The 15,755-nt window shown below is 27.0% G+C and carries 13 protein-coding genes and 2 tRNA genes; 14 read left to right on the top strand and 1 reads right to left on the bottom strand.

Going from position 1 to position 15,755, the window contains the following annotated elements:
- Positions 1 to 73 precede the first annotated feature (73 nt).
- From HF996_RS02800 to HF996_RS02740, 13 genes are all read left to right on the top strand, one after another.
- Positions 74 to 823 (top strand): F0F1 ATP synthase subunit A, encoded by a 750-nt coding sequence (locus HF996_RS02800; protein ID WP_168910535.1) that lies wholly within the window; start codon positions 74 to 76, stop codon positions 821 to 823.
- A 90-nt stretch (positions 824 to 913) separates the two neighbouring features.
- The gene (atpE, locus tag HF996_RS02795; protein WP_168910534.1) at positions 914 to 1,240 is read left to right on the top strand and encodes an ATP synthase F0 subunit C; all 327 of its coding nucleotides are present in this window, start codon (positions 914 to 916) and stop codon (positions 1,238 to 1,240) included.
- A 23-nt stretch (positions 1,241 to 1,263) separates the two neighbouring features.
- A complete protein-coding gene (gene atpF, locus HF996_RS02790; protein ID WP_168910533.1) occupies positions 1,264 to 1,833 on the top strand; it encodes a F0F1 ATP synthase subunit B in 570 nt (189 codons plus the stop codon).
- Between the two features lie 9 nt (positions 1,834 to 1,842).
- Complete coding sequence (locus HF996_RS02785) at positions 1,843 to 2,379, top strand: F0F1 ATP synthase subunit delta (protein ID WP_168910532.1); 537 nt, start codon at positions 1,843 to 1,845, stop codon at positions 2,377 to 2,379.
- A 16-nt stretch (positions 2,380 to 2,395) separates the two neighbouring features.
- Complete coding sequence (gene atpA, locus HF996_RS02780) at positions 2,396 to 3,922, top strand: F0F1 ATP synthase subunit alpha (protein ID WP_168910531.1); 1,527 nt, start codon at positions 2,396 to 2,398, stop codon at positions 3,920 to 3,922.
- 1 nt (position 3,923) lies between these two features.
- Positions 3,924 to 4,772: an ATP synthase F1 subunit gamma gene (atpG, locus tag HF996_RS02775; protein ID WP_168910530.1), complete on the top strand. Its 849-nt coding sequence runs from the start codon at positions 3,924 to 3,926 to the stop codon at positions 4,770 to 4,772.
- Between the two features lie 8 nt (positions 4,773 to 4,780).
- Positions 4,781 to 6,193, top strand: coding sequence for a F0F1 ATP synthase subunit beta (atpD, locus tag HF996_RS02770; RefSeq protein WP_168910529.1), 1,413 nt, complete (start codon positions 4,781 to 4,783; stop codon positions 6,191 to 6,193).
- 2 nt (positions 6,194 to 6,195) lie between these two features.
- Positions 6,196 to 6,504 carry an ATPase gene (locus HF996_RS02765; protein WP_168910528.1) on the top strand — a complete coding sequence of 103 codons (309 nt, stop codon included), beginning with the start codon at positions 6,196 to 6,198 and terminating at the stop codon, positions 6,502 to 6,504.
- Positions 6,505 to 6,706: 202 nt separating this feature from the next.
- The gene (locus HF996_RS02760) at positions 6,707 to 9,538 is read left to right on the top strand and encodes a lipoprotein 17-related variable surface protein (protein ID WP_168910527.1); all 2,832 of its coding nucleotides are present in this window, start codon (positions 6,707 to 6,709) and stop codon (positions 9,536 to 9,538) included.
- A 115-nt stretch (positions 9,539 to 9,653) separates the two neighbouring features.
- Positions 9,654 to 13,349, top strand: a complete 3,696-nt coding sequence (locus tag HF996_RS02755; protein ID WP_168910526.1) for a hypothetical protein — start codon at positions 9,654 to 9,656, stop codon at positions 13,347 to 13,349.
- A gap of 25 nt (positions 13,350 to 13,374) precedes the next feature.
- Positions 13,375 to 13,977, top strand: a complete 603-nt coding sequence (locus HF996_RS02750) for a YigZ family protein (RefSeq protein WP_168910525.1) — start codon at positions 13,375 to 13,377, stop codon at positions 13,975 to 13,977.
- A gap of 64 nt (positions 13,978 to 14,041) precedes the next feature.
- Positions 14,042 to 14,115, top strand: a tRNA-Cys gene (locus tag HF996_RS02745).
- A gap of 1 nt (position 14,116) precedes the next feature.
- Positions 14,117 to 14,193: transfer RNA gene (locus tag HF996_RS02740), tRNA-Arg, on the top strand.
- Between the two features lie 70 nt (positions 14,194 to 14,263).
- Here HF996_RS02740 and HF996_RS02735 read toward each other — a convergent pair.
- Entirely contained in the window at positions 14,264 to 14,656 is a 393-nt protein-coding gene (locus HF996_RS02735; protein WP_168910524.1) for a hypothetical protein, read from the bottom strand.
- A 331-nt stretch (positions 14,657 to 14,987) separates the two neighbouring features.
- On the opposite strand from HF996_RS02735, the gene HF996_RS02730 reads away from it, so the two are divergent.
- Complete coding sequence (locus tag HF996_RS02730) at positions 14,988 to 15,671, top strand: hypothetical protein (protein ID WP_254427693.1); 684 nt, start codon at positions 14,988 to 14,990, stop codon at positions 15,669 to 15,671.
- The last annotated feature ends 84 nt before the right edge of the window (positions 15,672 to 15,755 follow it).

The raw sequence follows: 15,755 nt of genomic DNA, 5'->3' as shown, positions 1-15,755 counted from the left end.
GTAGGAATTTCTCTTTTTCCAATCTCTATTATCGTAAGTGAGTGAAAAAAAATAAAAAAAGAAAGGAGAGAAAATGTTAGACAGTAGTAAATTTTTATCCAACTGAAATCAACCACAACTTTTTACAATGTGTATTATGATTTTTTTAGTTTTTATTCTTTCGTTGATAATTTATTTTCAAATTAAAAAAGTCAAAGTGGATAAAGTACCTCCAACAATTGTTTTATTTGCTGAAGATTACTTCTTATTTGTTGATAATTTAGTAGAAGACATATCAGAAGGAAAACTAAATGTGATGAAAAGATATTTTTTTACCTTATTCACTTTTTTAGCATTTGGTAACCTACTTTCAGTCTTTGGTTTTGAAACAGTAGCATCGACTTTATCAGTCACACTAACGCTTGGTGTGGTTTCTTGAACAGGAATTTTTGTAGTTGGATTTATTTTCAACAAAATAGGTTATATTAAAAAATATATTTTTAACCCTCTAAATGCTTTATCAGCTCCTGCTCCATTAATTTCTCTATCTTTTAGGTTATTTGGAAATATTATTGGTGGTTCAGCAATTTTATTAGTTATGTACTATGGACTATCTTACGTTTGACATTTAATCCCAAATAATGCATTAGGTGTTTTAAATGTACCGGCGATTATAGTCTATCCGCCATTTATTTTCTATTTTAATGTTTTTGGTTCATTAGTTCAATCATTTATTTTTACAGTTTTAACAATAACATATTGATCTACAGAAATAAGTGAAGAAATTAAGCCAAAAAAAGATAAAAAAGGTTTAAGATTTTTTTTCAAAAAAGCAAATGCATAAAGCTTTTATTTTCATTTTAAAGAATAAGTAATAAAATTTTTCTAAGTTTTAAACAAAAAACTTAAATTAATATAAAGGAAAATTATTATAATGAATACAGATCACGTTGTCACTTTATTACAAAAAATCACTACATTTGCTGACACTGCAGCTAATACTGCTGCAGCTCAACCAGCTTTAACTGAATCAGTTGGTAGAGGATTAGTAGGTGTAGGTGCAGGTTTAGCCATGATAGGTGGAATTGGTGCCGGAATTGGTCAAGGGGTTTCTGCAGCGAAGGCAATCGAAGCTGTAGGTAGAAATCCAGAAAGTGAAAAAACAGTTTTTAAATTTATGATTATTGGTGCTGCTATTTCTGAAACTTCTGCTATTTATTCACTAGTTATTTCAATCTTATTACAATTCGTTTTTGCTTAATTATTATTTTAAATTTTTAACTTATGATTTTACAAAATGTAACTAACTTTGCTTCAAAAAGTGAACTAAGTCAAGATATTGATAAATTATTTAAAGGATTATTTCCTAATCCTTGAATAATGCTAGCAACTGTTTTGTCTTTTGCAATTTTATTCTTAATTCTTTCTAAATTTTTATACAAACCTTTGAAGAAAAATATAGAAAAAAGAAGAAAATTTTTACAAGATAACATTGATGCAACAATAGAAAACAAAGAAAAATCTTTACAACTTGTAGAAGAAAAAAATAAAGAACTTTTAGAAGCAAAATTAGCACGTCAAGAAATTATTGCCAAAGCAAAAATACAAGCTGCTAACATAGCAACAACTTATACAAATAATGCAAAAGCAGAATCAAAAAGAATAGTTGAAGAAGGAAAATTCTATGTTCTTCAATTAAAACAAAAAGCAGAGCAAGAAACCAAAAAAGAAATTATTTCAACAGCTACAGTTTTAGCATCAAAAATTTTAGAAAAAAACATCACTTATCAAGATGAACAAGAATTAATTGATGAGTTATTTAAAGACATTGAATTACAAGAATTTGAAAAATAATTTTTAAATATGGAAAACAATTCAAATATTTTAGTTTATGCTGATTCTATGCTTGAATTAGCGCAAGAGATGGATAAAGTAAGAGAATTTCAAGAACAATTTTTTCACATTGAAAATGTTTTAATTCATAATCCATCATTATTCACGTTTTTAAAATCACATATGAATTCAAAAACACAAAGACATGAAATTCTTGATAGTGTTTTTACTAAAAAAGTTTCAGAACCAGTTTTAAATTTTTTAAAAATATTAATTGACAAAAATCTCATTTTTTACTGAGAAAAAATTTTTAAAAGATTTACAAAAAATGCAGATGAAATTTCAAAAATAGCTCGTGGAATAATTTATTCAGGTTTCCCAATGCACACTAGCCAAATAAATAAAATTGTTAATTTACTAGCTCAAAAACTCAATAAAAATATAATTGTAGAACATCGAATAGATAAAAATTTATTAGCAGGAATTAAGATAGTTATAGACAATCATATTTTTGAAAATAGTGTAGCATCGCTTTTAAACCAAATCAAAAGCGATATATTAAAATAAAACAAAGGATTTTTATATGCCATTAAAAGCCAGTGATATTTCTGCTATAATAAAGCACCAAATCGAAACATACAATAAGAAAAATGTAATTTCAGAAACAGGAAAAGTCATTACAGTAGGTGATGGAGTTGCTATTGTCTATGGTATTGACAAAGTAAAATTAGGTGAATTAGTTGCTTTTAAAAACAACACTTATGGAATCGCTCTAAACTTAGAAGAAGACTATGTTGGTGTAGTTATCATGGGTAATGAAAATGCGGTTGCTGAAGGTGATGAAGTAAGAAGAACTAACTTAACTATTTCAACTCCAGTTGGCGATGGAATGCTATCTAGAGTAGTTAATGCTTTAGGTGAACCAATTGATGGTAATGGCGAAATTTCCTTCACAAAAAGAAGACAAATTTTTTCAGAAGCTCCTTCAATAATGTCTCGTCAAGCCATTGATCGTCCATTAAATACAGGTATTTTAGCTATAGATTCTTTAGTACCAATTGGTTTAGGACAAAGAGAATTAATTATCGGAGATCGTCAAACAGGAAAAACCGCAATTGCTATAGATACCATTTTGAATCAAAAGCACAAAAACATTCGTTGTGTTTATGTAGCTATAGGACAAAAAAACTCTACAATTGCTCAAATAGTAAACAAACTTAAAAAAGAAGGCGCTATGGAGTATACAACCGTTGTTGTAGCTTCAGCATCTGAACTTGCGCCGTTACAGTATATAGCTCCTTACGTTGGAGTTTCTATCGCAGAAGAATGAATGTATAACGGTAATGATGTTTTAATAATTTATGATGATTTAACAAAACACGCAATTGCTTATAGAACATTGTCTTTATTACTACGTCGTCCACCTGGTCGTGAAGCCTTTCCTGGAGATATTTTTTATCAACACTCATATTTATTAGAAAGAGCTTCACAATTAAACAAAGAATCTGGTGGAGGTTCTATTACAGCATTGCCTATAGTTGAAACTCAAGCAGGAGATATTTCAGCTTATATTCCAACTAATGTTATTTCAATTACTGATGGACAAATTTTTATGCGTGATTCATTGTTTAATTCAGGACAAAAACCAGCAATAGACGTTGGATTTTCTGTATCCCGTGTAGGTTCAGCAGCACAAACTAAAGGAATGAAACAAGCATCTAGTTCACTTAAATTACAATTAGCTCAATATAACGAAATTAAAGCTTTTGCACAATTTGGTTCTGACTTAGGTGAAGCATCACAAAAACTTCTAGATCGCGGAACTAAAATTTATGAACTATTAAAGCAAAACCAATATGAGCACCTTGCTCAGTTTAATCAAGTAATGATTTTACTTGTTATTAAAGAAAAATTATTAGATTCTGTTAAGGTTGAAGAAATACTTCAATTCCGTACTGAGTTTTTTGACTTTTTAAACAAAGATGTCTTCATTTTGAAGCAAAAACAGTATTTTTTAGATAATAAATCTATTGATAATAAAAGCTACGATTCACTAATTGATTCCTTTAAAGGCTTCATCGAAAGATTTGTAGCTAAATCAGCAAATTAAAATGGCTTCACTAAGTAAATTAAAAACTCGTTTTGCTCAAATAAAAAATACTGAAAAAATCACAAAAGCAATGGAACTAATTTCAAATGCAAAAATACCCAAAATGCGAAGAGAATTTCTACAAGTTTCACAGTATTTTACAAATCTTAACGAAATATTTTTATCAATTATTAAAAAAACTTCTTCAGTTGATGTATTTGATTTAGATTCTACAAAACCAAAAGTTTTTATAGTAATTACTTCGGATTTAGGTCTTTGCGGAGCTTACAATGTAAATGTAATTAAGAAGTTAAAATCCTTGATAAACAAACAAGATAGAATTATTGTTATTGGTAAAAAAGGAAGTTCTTATTTACAAAAATTCAAAGATCAAATTGATTTAGAATTCAACGTTGTAGATAGAGCAGATCGTTTAGAAATTATTTTTAAAGTTAAAGAACAAATACAAAATTATTTAGAAAATAAACAAGTTTCTGGCATTGAAATTATCTATACCCAATTTATTAATACTCTAACTTTTAATGCAGTTAACTTTACAATGCTTCCAATTGATAAAAATATTGAACAACAAAAGCTTCAAATTGAAGCAAATTCAAAGCTAGAAGTAGAATTTGAGCCTAATGCTGAAGTAGTTTTAAAAAATTTAATTCCTATCTATTTTGGAGCAGCTTTAAACAACTTTCTATTTGAATCTAAAATATCAGAGATAGCTTCAAGAAGAATAGCAATGGAAAATGCTTCAGATAATGCAAATGAAATTATAGATAAATTATCTATTGAATTAAACAGAACTAGACAAGCTTCAATAACTCAAGAAATTACAGAGATTATTGGTTCAATACTAAAATAAGGAAAATTATGGAAAAACAAAATATCGGAAAAATAATTCAAATTCTAGGTCCAGTTATTGACGTGCGTTTTCCCGACTCACATCTTCCTGCTATTTTAAACGCTTTAGTAGTTAATTTACCAGCAAACAAAGATGGAAAAATAAAGCAAATAACTCTTGAAGTTGAACAACACATTGGAGACGATACAGTTAGAACCATAGCAATGGATATGACTTATAATCTTTACAAAGGTCTTGATGTAATTGACACAGGAAAACAAATTCAAGTACCAGTTGGACGTCAAGTTTTATCTAGAATGTTCAATGTTTTAGGTAAAGTAATAGATGAAAAACCAGCTCCTAAATTTGATCAATTAAGAGAAATTCACGCTCCAGCTCCTAGTTATGTTGACCAAAAAGCTTCATCAGAAATTCTAGTTACTGGAATCAAAGTCATTGACCTTCTAATTCCTTTTGTTAAAGGAGGAAAAATTGGACTTTTTGGTGGTGCCGGAGTTGGAAAAACTGTTTTGGTTCAAGAATTAATTAACAACGTCGCAACCCAACACGGAGGGCTTTCAGTTTTTGCCGGAGTTGGTGAAAGATCTCGTGAAGGAAACGATCTTTACTACGAAATGAAAGCAGCTGGAGTGCTAGATAAAACAGCGCTTGTTTTTGGACAAATGAACGAACCTCCAGGAGCACGTATGAGAGTTGCTCTTTCAGCGCTTACAATGGCGGAATACTTTAGAGATCAAGAAAACCAAGATGTTCTTCTTTTTATAGACAATATCTTTAGATTTACACAAGCTGGTTCCGAAGTTTCTACATTATTAGGAAGAATTCCTTCAACTGTAGGTTATCAACCAACTTTAGCTACTGAAATGGGACAACTACAAGAAAGAATTACTTCAACAAAACACGGTTCTATTACTTCAGTACAAGCCGTTTATGTTCCAGCCGATGATTTAACCGATCCAGCGCCTGCAACAACCTTTTCTCACTTAGATGCTAAAACGGTTTTAGATAGAAATATTGCTTCTTTAGGTATTTATCCTGCAGTTGACCCGTTAGCTTCAGGTTCAAGAATTTTAGATCCTTTAATTGTTGGACAAGAGCATTATAATGTAGCGCGTCAAGTAATTCAAACCTTACAAAGATTTAAAGAATTACAAGATATTATTGCAATCTTAGGAGTAGATGAATTATCTGAAGAAGATAAAAAAGTTGTTGCCAGAGCAAGAAGAATCAGAAACTTCTTATCACAACCATTTTTCGTGGCTGAAAAATTTTCTGGAATTCAAGGAAAATTCTTGAAATTAGAAGACACCATTAGAAGTTTTGCTGAACTTTTATCAGGTAAATATGATGAAATTCCGGAAGAAGCCTTTTTATATATTGGAACAATTGAAGAAGCTGTAGAAAAGGCTAAAAAGCTTTAAAAATGAAGCAAACTCATTTAAAAATAATCACACCTTCAGGAATTTTTTTAGAAACTGATACAGATTTAGTGACATTAAGAACAACAGAAGGATATAAAGGTTGTCAACACGGACAAACACCATTTGTTGCTTCATTAGTTGCAGATAAATTATTTGTTGGCTCAGACAAATCAGCTGATCAAAAAGTTTTTGATATTTATAATGGAATAGTTTATGTTGAACTTGATAACACTACTATTTTTACAGATAAAATAACAGAAGTCAACACAAAATTCCGTTATTCTGATTTAAAATCAACACCTAAATCATAAAATTTATAGATATTAAAAGAACTTTTTGTTTAGAAGCTCTTTTAATATTTTTTTATTTTAGTATAATTTTATATCTAAACTAGATAAAACTACAAAAACTTTATAACTAAATAAACACTGAAAAAAAGAAGAAAAAAGAAGAAAAAAGAAGAAAAAAGAAGCAAAAATCATTTTTTAAAAACATAGGAATAACTAATCACAAATGAAAAAACCAATTATTATTGCATTATCTTTAGTATCAGCTGTTACAATAACTTCAGTATCGCTTGGAGCATATTTTGGTGTGCAAAAAAATAAATCTTTTGCATCACCTGTAATTAAATTTAGTTATGACAATGATGGAGTTCCACTAGCACAACTAAAATTAGCTAAAAAAAGCACAGATGTTAATTACATAGTTATTTTCAAAAATAATAAAGGTAAACTAATAAGAAAGTTTGTTGGTGCTCATAATAACATTTTATCAATCAGAAACACTTCACCTGATTCTAGATTAGTGGAAATTCAAGATATTAGTAAAAAAACTATTTGAAAATCTCCAGAAAAAGAAGGAATTGATTTAAGTCTTGGTCAAATTGACATTAAAAATAAAGCCATTTTACTTAATCCAAATATTTCTAAAAATGCTTCTGTAAACTTTAGTTTGTTAAACACTGAAGGTAAAGAAATTGTTATAAATAAAAAGGCTAATAAAGAAGCAAAAATCGATTTAACTGATAATGAATTATTTAGTTTATTAAATCTTACTCTTAATAAAATTACTACTAAAAACAACAATGAAACTGAAAAAATTAAGTTAGTAATTTCAGATATTGAAGGTATTGATGTTAAAAAACCAGAAAAATTTATAACTTCACAGACAATTTCTTCAGCAACAATTAATTTAGATTTTGTTTCTGATGTTTTAAGTTTAGATCCAACACAAGAGATTCAAGCTAAATTTAAACAAGTAGATTCTCCTCCTGATAATCCAACTTATTTTTCAGCTTCTTCAGAAATAGAATATAAAGATGTAAATACTTATGGTCTTCATTTTGTAGCAAAAAATTTACAAGAAGCTACAAAATACGAACTAGTTAGTTTATCGTTTGCAGAAAATCCATACAAAAATTTTGATCTTTTAGCCAACAAACCCTTTTGAAGTGTGCCTTCAAATTCTGATTTTTATTTTCAAACAGCCACTAAAGATATTAATTTAGAATTAACTGGATTAAAACAGTTAAAAGATAATAATTCAAAATATAGATTAGACCTTACTTTTACTTCATTACCAAGCTCTTTTTATAACAAAAAAATACAAGTTGAATATACATATGACAATGATAAAGTACTAAAATCACAACCACAAACTTTATCAAATACTGTTTCAAGATATGAATTCAACTTTGACAATTTAAAGAAAAACACAAAGTATACATTATCTAGAATTTTCGTTTTTGATAAATCAGAAAACGACTTAATTTCAAACATTGATTTAGCTAAAAATGATATTTCAGATTCATTTAACTTTACTGAAAATATTTCTGATTTTGAAGTAGTACAAACTAAGTTAAATTCAGTAAAAATTAAATTAAATATTGATGATGACTATAAAGATGTTTCTACAAATTCACCGCTTATTATTTCCTACAAAAAAACAAATGATTCAAATGCAAAAGTAGAAACTGTTTCTACTCAAATCCAAACTAATTCTTCTCAGCAAAGATTTGTTGAAGTCGAAATTCCTAAACTAGAATTAAACACTAATTACGAAATCGTGAAAGTAGAAAGAAATGTTGAAGTTGCTTCAGACAATAAAGATAATTTAAAAACTTTTGAAAGTTTAATTTATTATGATAAAGAAAAAAATTCTGAAATGAAATTGAACTTTGAAATTAAATTTAAAATACTTTCAGCATCTACATTAGATGAAAAAACAGGAAAATTTGCTTTAACTACAGAAAATAATTTAGATAGTTTCAACAATTTAGATTTTAGTTTAAATTATTTATTTACAAAGGAAAATGAAGCAAAATCAACTGAAAAAGTTGTTGATAATAGTACAAATAACGATGATAAAATAATGTATGAACAAAGTTCAAAAACATTAAATCTATTTGTTCCTTTTTTATCAGAACAAACAGGAAAATATGAACTTAAATCATTAGATATTTTTGTAAAAAACAACAAAGATAAAGAAAAACAAAGCATTTTAGTTTCAAATTTACAGACTTTAAATATTAAATCTAAACAAGACTTAATTAAATCTGTTGAAGAAAATTTAAATAAAATAAACAAAAATTATCTTCCTTCAATGGTAACTAAAGAAAAACTAGAAGCAAATCTTACTGAAAACGATAAAAAATTCATCAATTCATCTTTAAGTATTACTTCCAGATCTATAGATGATAAAAAAGGAGAATTACCTGTTTCTTTCCAATTTTCTTATTTTGGGTCTACCACTTCACAATCTTATACAATTAAAGACTTTAATAAATTAGTAGAAATAAAAGACTCTAAAGATAAATTTGATGCAAAAGCGTCTTCATCAGTAGAATTTTTTGATCCTGGATTTGCTTTAGTAGATAATGATAGCTATTACAGCTACTGATATGCAGATAAAACAACTGATCAAAAAGACATTACTTATACAATAACTCCAAAAGATGATAAAAACACTTTAATTAAAGAGTTCTGATTATCTGCTAGAAAAGACAAGGATTATACTGCTCAAAACCATTTAACTTCATATTTTAGTGTCAAAATAACTTATACAGATGACAAAAATCAAGAAGTAACTAAAGACTTAAATGTAAATAGTCCAACAGAATTTACTGCTACAACTAAAACTTCAATAACAACTCAACAACGTCAAAGAAAACCAGAACAACAAATCACAACAACAAGTACTTACTACAAGTGATCTTTCGCTCTAGATAAATTAACACAAATTAAAAAAATAGAAATTACCTTTAAAAAAGAATTCCAACCTAAATATGTTTCTATTTTTAAAATAAGATTCATTCAACCTGAAAAAGACTTGCCACAAAATTAGTAAAATTTCTTTATTTTTTCATAATTTTTTCTTTATTTATATTAAAATTTGCAAAAATTTTATAAAATTATGTTATATAACATTTAATTTTTCTTTTACAGAGAGGCACTAAAAATTGAAAAAAAAACTGGTTATAAAAATTATTTTAGGTATAACAATAGCTTCTGCGATTGTTGTTGCAGTTCTTGGAGGAACAGGAGCTTGATACGGTTATAAAACAGCGGTAGAGAAAAAAGCTACCTTAGAAATTCAGTCATTTACCTATGATAAACAAGGTAATCAGGCTGTAATTTTTAACATACCTAAAGTAATGAAATCTTCAAAAAAATATACAGCAATTTTTGAAGTAGATAAAAACCAAACAATTGAAGAAGTTAGCTTAGTTCCAACAAATAATCAATTAATACTTTCCAAAGATACTAAGTATTCTAAGTTAAGAGAAATTATAAATGACAAAAACAGAGTTGTTTGGACTGATAAAGCCAAGACAATAGTTTTTAGTGTTCCTAAATATGATGAAGATCAACATATTATTAGTCTAGATCCTGCCTTTTCTGCACATAAAAGTATTGAAGTAGAACTTGACGATGGAAAAGGAAAAAGTAAAAAAATTAATTTAAGAACTGACAGTAAAGGACAAGCTAAAATAGAAGTTTCTGACCTTGATGATTTTAAATTGATTAAATCTATTTCACAAAAAACACAAAATAATGAACTCTTGCCAATCAATATTGATAACCTTGAAATTCAAGACAAAAACAAATTAACCAGCTCACTAACACCAATAGTTGAACATTCAGATCCAGATGTGCAAATTAAGATTAATAAAATTTCTTTGGATTTAAACAAAAAACCTGTTAGATTAGTTTTAATTTCTGATGATCAAAAACCTTTTATTTCAGAAGTACAACAACTAGATGTGCTTAAAAAAATTTTTACATTTAGTTTTAAAGATTTGCCAGATAATCATAAGTATAGAATTTCTAAAATTATAATTGATGGTGATGATATCGAAAGAGCAAAATCAGTTGTAAATTTAGCAATTCCAAAAAACAAATATATTTTTGAAATTAACGAATCCTTAAACAAAAACACGTCAAATACTTCAGAAAAAGAAGATAATTTAGAAGTCAATAACGACGCCAAATTAGTAAGTTTAAGTACTAGTGATGTAGTTTATTTAGGTGATATAGCAAGTACCCCGATTACTTCAGATACTTTTGATATTGTTTTAAATATTACAAACAAAGAAAACTTATTAGGAAAAATAGCTAAATTGGTTTTAGTATCTAACAATAAAGAAGAAATTACTGCAACAACAAAAATAACATCAGAAAATTTAAGATTTCACTTTGCAGATTTAATTACTAACAGACAATATAGTTTTAGTTCTTTTAATGTTTTTGATCAAAATCAAACACCAGTTTTAGATGATCTTTACAAAGTTCATTATTCACTTAGAAAAATTAGACCAAAAGTTTTATCTTCTGGCGTAGAAATTTTATTTGACGATTCAGTTGCTAAAGGTATTACAGCCAATAGTGCAATTTTAAACTTTGAACTTTTTACCAAAGATCAGAGTTTATCAAATGGTCAAGAAATTAGTTTAGAACTTAGTTATTATGATAAAGATCAAGAGTTCAAAAAGAACAAATATTTTACAAAAATAGAAGAAAAAGAAGGAAAATTTGAAGCAACTTTTGACTTTAATGACTTACTAAACTATACAAAATATACAATTGATAATATAGCATTTACAAAGATTCCACCTCAAACTATAGATAAAAAAAATACTCAAGTTTTCTTCAATAGAAACAACAATGACATTAAGTTTTTCACAACTAAAGAAGGAAACTTAGATATTAAGTACTCCTCACAAAAACTATTTGATCAGAATAATAAAATTTATTACAAAGTTAATGTTCAACTACCATATGTTTCTAAAAATATGGAAAATAAATCTTTACAAGTTTGATATAAAAATGATAAAGATGTTTATTTAAAAACACAAGAGCTAAAAATTATTGAAGGAATTACTTCATATTCTTTTGATATTAAAAATATTGATGCAAATCAACAATATGATTTAGAACAAATTGCAATTATTGATCCAAAAGACAATTCCATTTATAAAAGTGTAGAATCAGCTCCGTCTACAGTTAACGATAGTTTATCAACATATAAAGAATTTACTAACTTTAAAATTAATTCAGTTTCTCTAACAGAAATTAAAGCACAAATGGAACTCTTAGACGATTATAATGTTTTTGAAGTTGATGAAAAATTCAAAATTTATTACAAACCTGCTTCAGCTAAAAACAACAACAATTCACTATTAACTTCCATTGCAACACTAACCAATAACGGATCAGATAACAAAAAAATACTTGATTTTTCTTTACAAAATCTAAAAGTTAACAAAAATTACAAGATTGCAAAAATTACAAGATTACTTTCAAAATCTTTGAATAATCAATCAACAACCCCAATAAAATCTCAATTGCAATTAGCTCAAACTGATCGAATAGTTGAAGAAGATGTTGACTTCCAACAAGAAACATTATCTTCTAACTTTGCTATTAAATTCGAAGTCAAAGAAGCAACTCAATTAATACCTGCAACAGCCGAATTTAAAATGACTACTAAAAACAATTTAACAATTTTTGATGTTAATAAAGTCAGATTTATTTATACTTCAGATGCAGGTGAAACTAAAGTAGCAAATGGAAAAAATAACAATAGCATAACTTATGATCCAAAAACTTCTAAATTTCAATCAACCATCAAGTCATTATCTGATAAAGGTGGAAGATATACTTTGAAGTTTGTGGAATATGAAGACAACAATCTTGTTTCCAGAGTTAATGTAAATCCTTCAGTTTCTTCATTTTATGTATATACCTTTAAATATTTAACTGCAAGAATTAACTCCAATTTAAATAAAATTAACAAGGTATATACTGCTAGATTAGCAAACAAAAAACGTTTTGAAAATATTTTACCTACAGAAGATAAAAAACTCATTAAAGATAGTCTAAGAGTCGTTCCAGATTCAATAAATCAAGAAAAAGGAACTCTGCAATTAGAATACACCATCACTTATTGAGGTCAACAACAAAAACACACTTTAGAAATTACTGGTTTAAATAAAGTAATTTTAGATACAGCTTTAGATGATAATTGAGTGGCAAAAGCAACAGATACTTCAGAATATCTTTGAAAACCATATTCTCCTTTTTATACAATAGCACAAGCAACTTATAATAAATCTAAAGATTATTGATATTCAGATAAAAAACCATGAAATATAGAATTTGAACTGCAAGCTCAAAGACAAGCTGTTTTTGTAAAAGATTTTGCTTTTTCAGCATTTAATAATCCAGATTATACAAACGTAAATAATTTAACTAAATATTTTAAAGTTGAAATAATTTATTACAAAAATGGAACAGAACGAGCAGAGCAATTAGAAGTTCAACAACCTGAAAATCACAAAGATCAAAAAAATAATTACTGGGTATGAAAATTTAGTTTTGTTGAAGGAATAAACATTAAAAAAATTAGAATTACATTCTTAAAAGACTTGCAACCAAAATGAGTCTCCTTATATAGATTTTATATTAATTCAGCTTATTTCAGAATCCCACCTGAATGAATACTAGATGATGGGTCTAAAGCTAACTTTGTTAGAGGGAAAAATGTAGGCTGAAAAGAAGGAGAAGTAAATAATGTGCCTACAAATTCAGGACTTTTATCTAAACCTGAAAAATGAGATATTCAGCCTTCATCAGGAATTCAAAAATTAAACTAATTTTTCTTCATTTTTAAAGCAAATAATGCAAAAAAGTTGCTGTTTCGACAAGCAAGAATATCTCTTTGAAGTCAAGGAATCTAAGTTTTTTGTTTATAGTTTTTATGTTGAAAATGAAGAACAAATTGCTTTATATTTATCTCTTATCAAACAAAAAGAAAATAAAGCAAAACATATAGTTTATGCCTATAGATTATTAAATAATCAAACGAAATTTTTTGAATCAACAGAACCTAAATCTAGTTCAGGAAAAAAGATTCGTGATGTAATTTTTACACACAATTTGTTTAATATTTTGATAATAATTGCAAGATATAAATCTAATGCACAATTAGGTCTTAATTTACTAACGCGCTCTTATTATAATGCTGCTAGTTTAGTGGTTACTAACAAAAATATTTGCGATTTAAAACTAGAAAATATATATATTTTAGAATTTGACTTAATTAATTTAAACAAGTATTTAGAAACTTTAAAATATCACAAAGAAAATATATATAACAAAGAAATCTTAGAAAAAACAGCTAAATTAGTTGTAAGTTTAAATAATTCATATGATTACTTCAAAAATAAAGCCAAAGTCATATTTTATAAATCAAATATATTAAGATTAAAAATAGATAAATAATAAATTAAGTAATTAAATTTACTATAATATAATGAAAAATATAGTAAAATTTTATTACTTTAATGGCACCATAGCCAAATGGTAAGGCATAGGTCTGCAACACCTTGATTACCGGTTCGAGTCCGGTTGGTGCCTCCATGCGCTTGTAGCTCAATTGGATAGAGTGTTTGGTTACGGCCCAAGAGGTTGAGGGTTCGAGTCCTTCCAGGCGCGCCATATAATTTAAGATTACCAATAATTGAAGTTATTAAAAAAAGAGCATTTTTGCTCTTTTTTATTTTACATATTATTTAATAGCTTCTTTGAATTTCGCAAGTCTATCTTTTACAACGTCTAAATATGTTTGCGCCCTTACAGAATCAAATTTATCTTTTTCTAAAATTTCTTTAATTTTAGGCAATAAAGTGTCTAAAGCACTTTTAATTAGTGGATCAGTTCCTTCTTTTAATTTTTCATTTTTAATGTATTCATATTCAGTATTAATTGTATTATATCTATTTTGCGCTTCTTCTTTTTTTGGGTCAGTAACTTGAACACCTGGTTGTTGTTGAGTATCAGATCCACCTTTAACTATTGGTGCTTCTTTTTTTGTCTCTCCACAAGATACCAAAGCTACTAAAGGAACAAACGCAATTGTGCTAATGAATAATTGTTTAAATATTGTTTTATTTTTTAACATATTTTTCCTTTTTTAAAATACAAAAATGTATAGTTGAATCTATACAAGGAAGAATTTTATACAAATATCCTTTTTTTTTTTTTTTTTGATACATTTTTTGCAAAAAAACTTTAAAAATCCTTCATTTTTGAAGGATTGTTATTACTTTAAAAGAAACAATTTATAATAGACAACTTAATATACATTCAAATAATAAGCCACAAATGAATATATGCTTATATTATTTACTTTTTAATAAATATTGTTTTTATTAAATAACATTTAAAGACAAAACGCACTTTTTGTACAAGAAATACTAAAAATTTTTATAATTATGTAAAATAACATTATTATGGATTTTCAATCACTGATTTTTTTAAAAACCAAAGCACTTAGAAATACCCTTAGATTTTACTGAATCTGTCTAATTTTATTTATAATTCTTTTTATTTTATTTTTTACAATTGCATTACCAGTTGTACAAAAATATGTTAATAGTTTTTTATTATTAACTAATGACTCGACTTCATATGATTCACCTTATCTATTTGAACCTGCATTTATAGGTTTTTTAGTATTTGCCATTTTAATCGGTTTTGCAGGATCTATTACTGTCATTGTTCTAACAGTCAGAACAATTTCTTTAAAAAATCTTATATACCCAGCAGTTATGAATTCACAAAATTCTAGCTCATCTTTTATTATGTATGATGCATATAAAAAATTAAATTTTGCTTCCAAAATGTTTATATTTATGTGAATTCCTTTAGTTGGGGCTATTTTGACACTTTTTGGTATTTTGGTTTTAGTTTCTTTATTTAAAGTGGCTTCTGCTACAAAAACTTTATTAATGATACAATTTTCATCTCAACAAAACAATTACCAACAAAATTACTACAACTCTCAATATGAAGATGATTACCAAGATAATAACTATTCTCAAAATAATAGCTACCAACACAATGCCGGATATCCACAAAACAACAGAGTACCTGCTAATAAAAAAAATTCTAAAAAAAGAAACAACAGATATTAATATGTAAATAAAAAAATGCTTGAAAAATGAGCAGATCCTCTTTTCTTAGAAAAATAGAAAAGGAGATTTTTTATGAAATAATCA

The organism is Mycoplasma sp. 1654_15, assembly GCF_012516495.1.
Classification (GTDB): Bacteria; Bacillota_I; Bacilli_A; order Mycoplasmatales; family Metamycoplasmataceae; genus Mesomycoplasma.
This window is presented reverse-complemented; position numbering and strand designations above follow the sequence as displayed.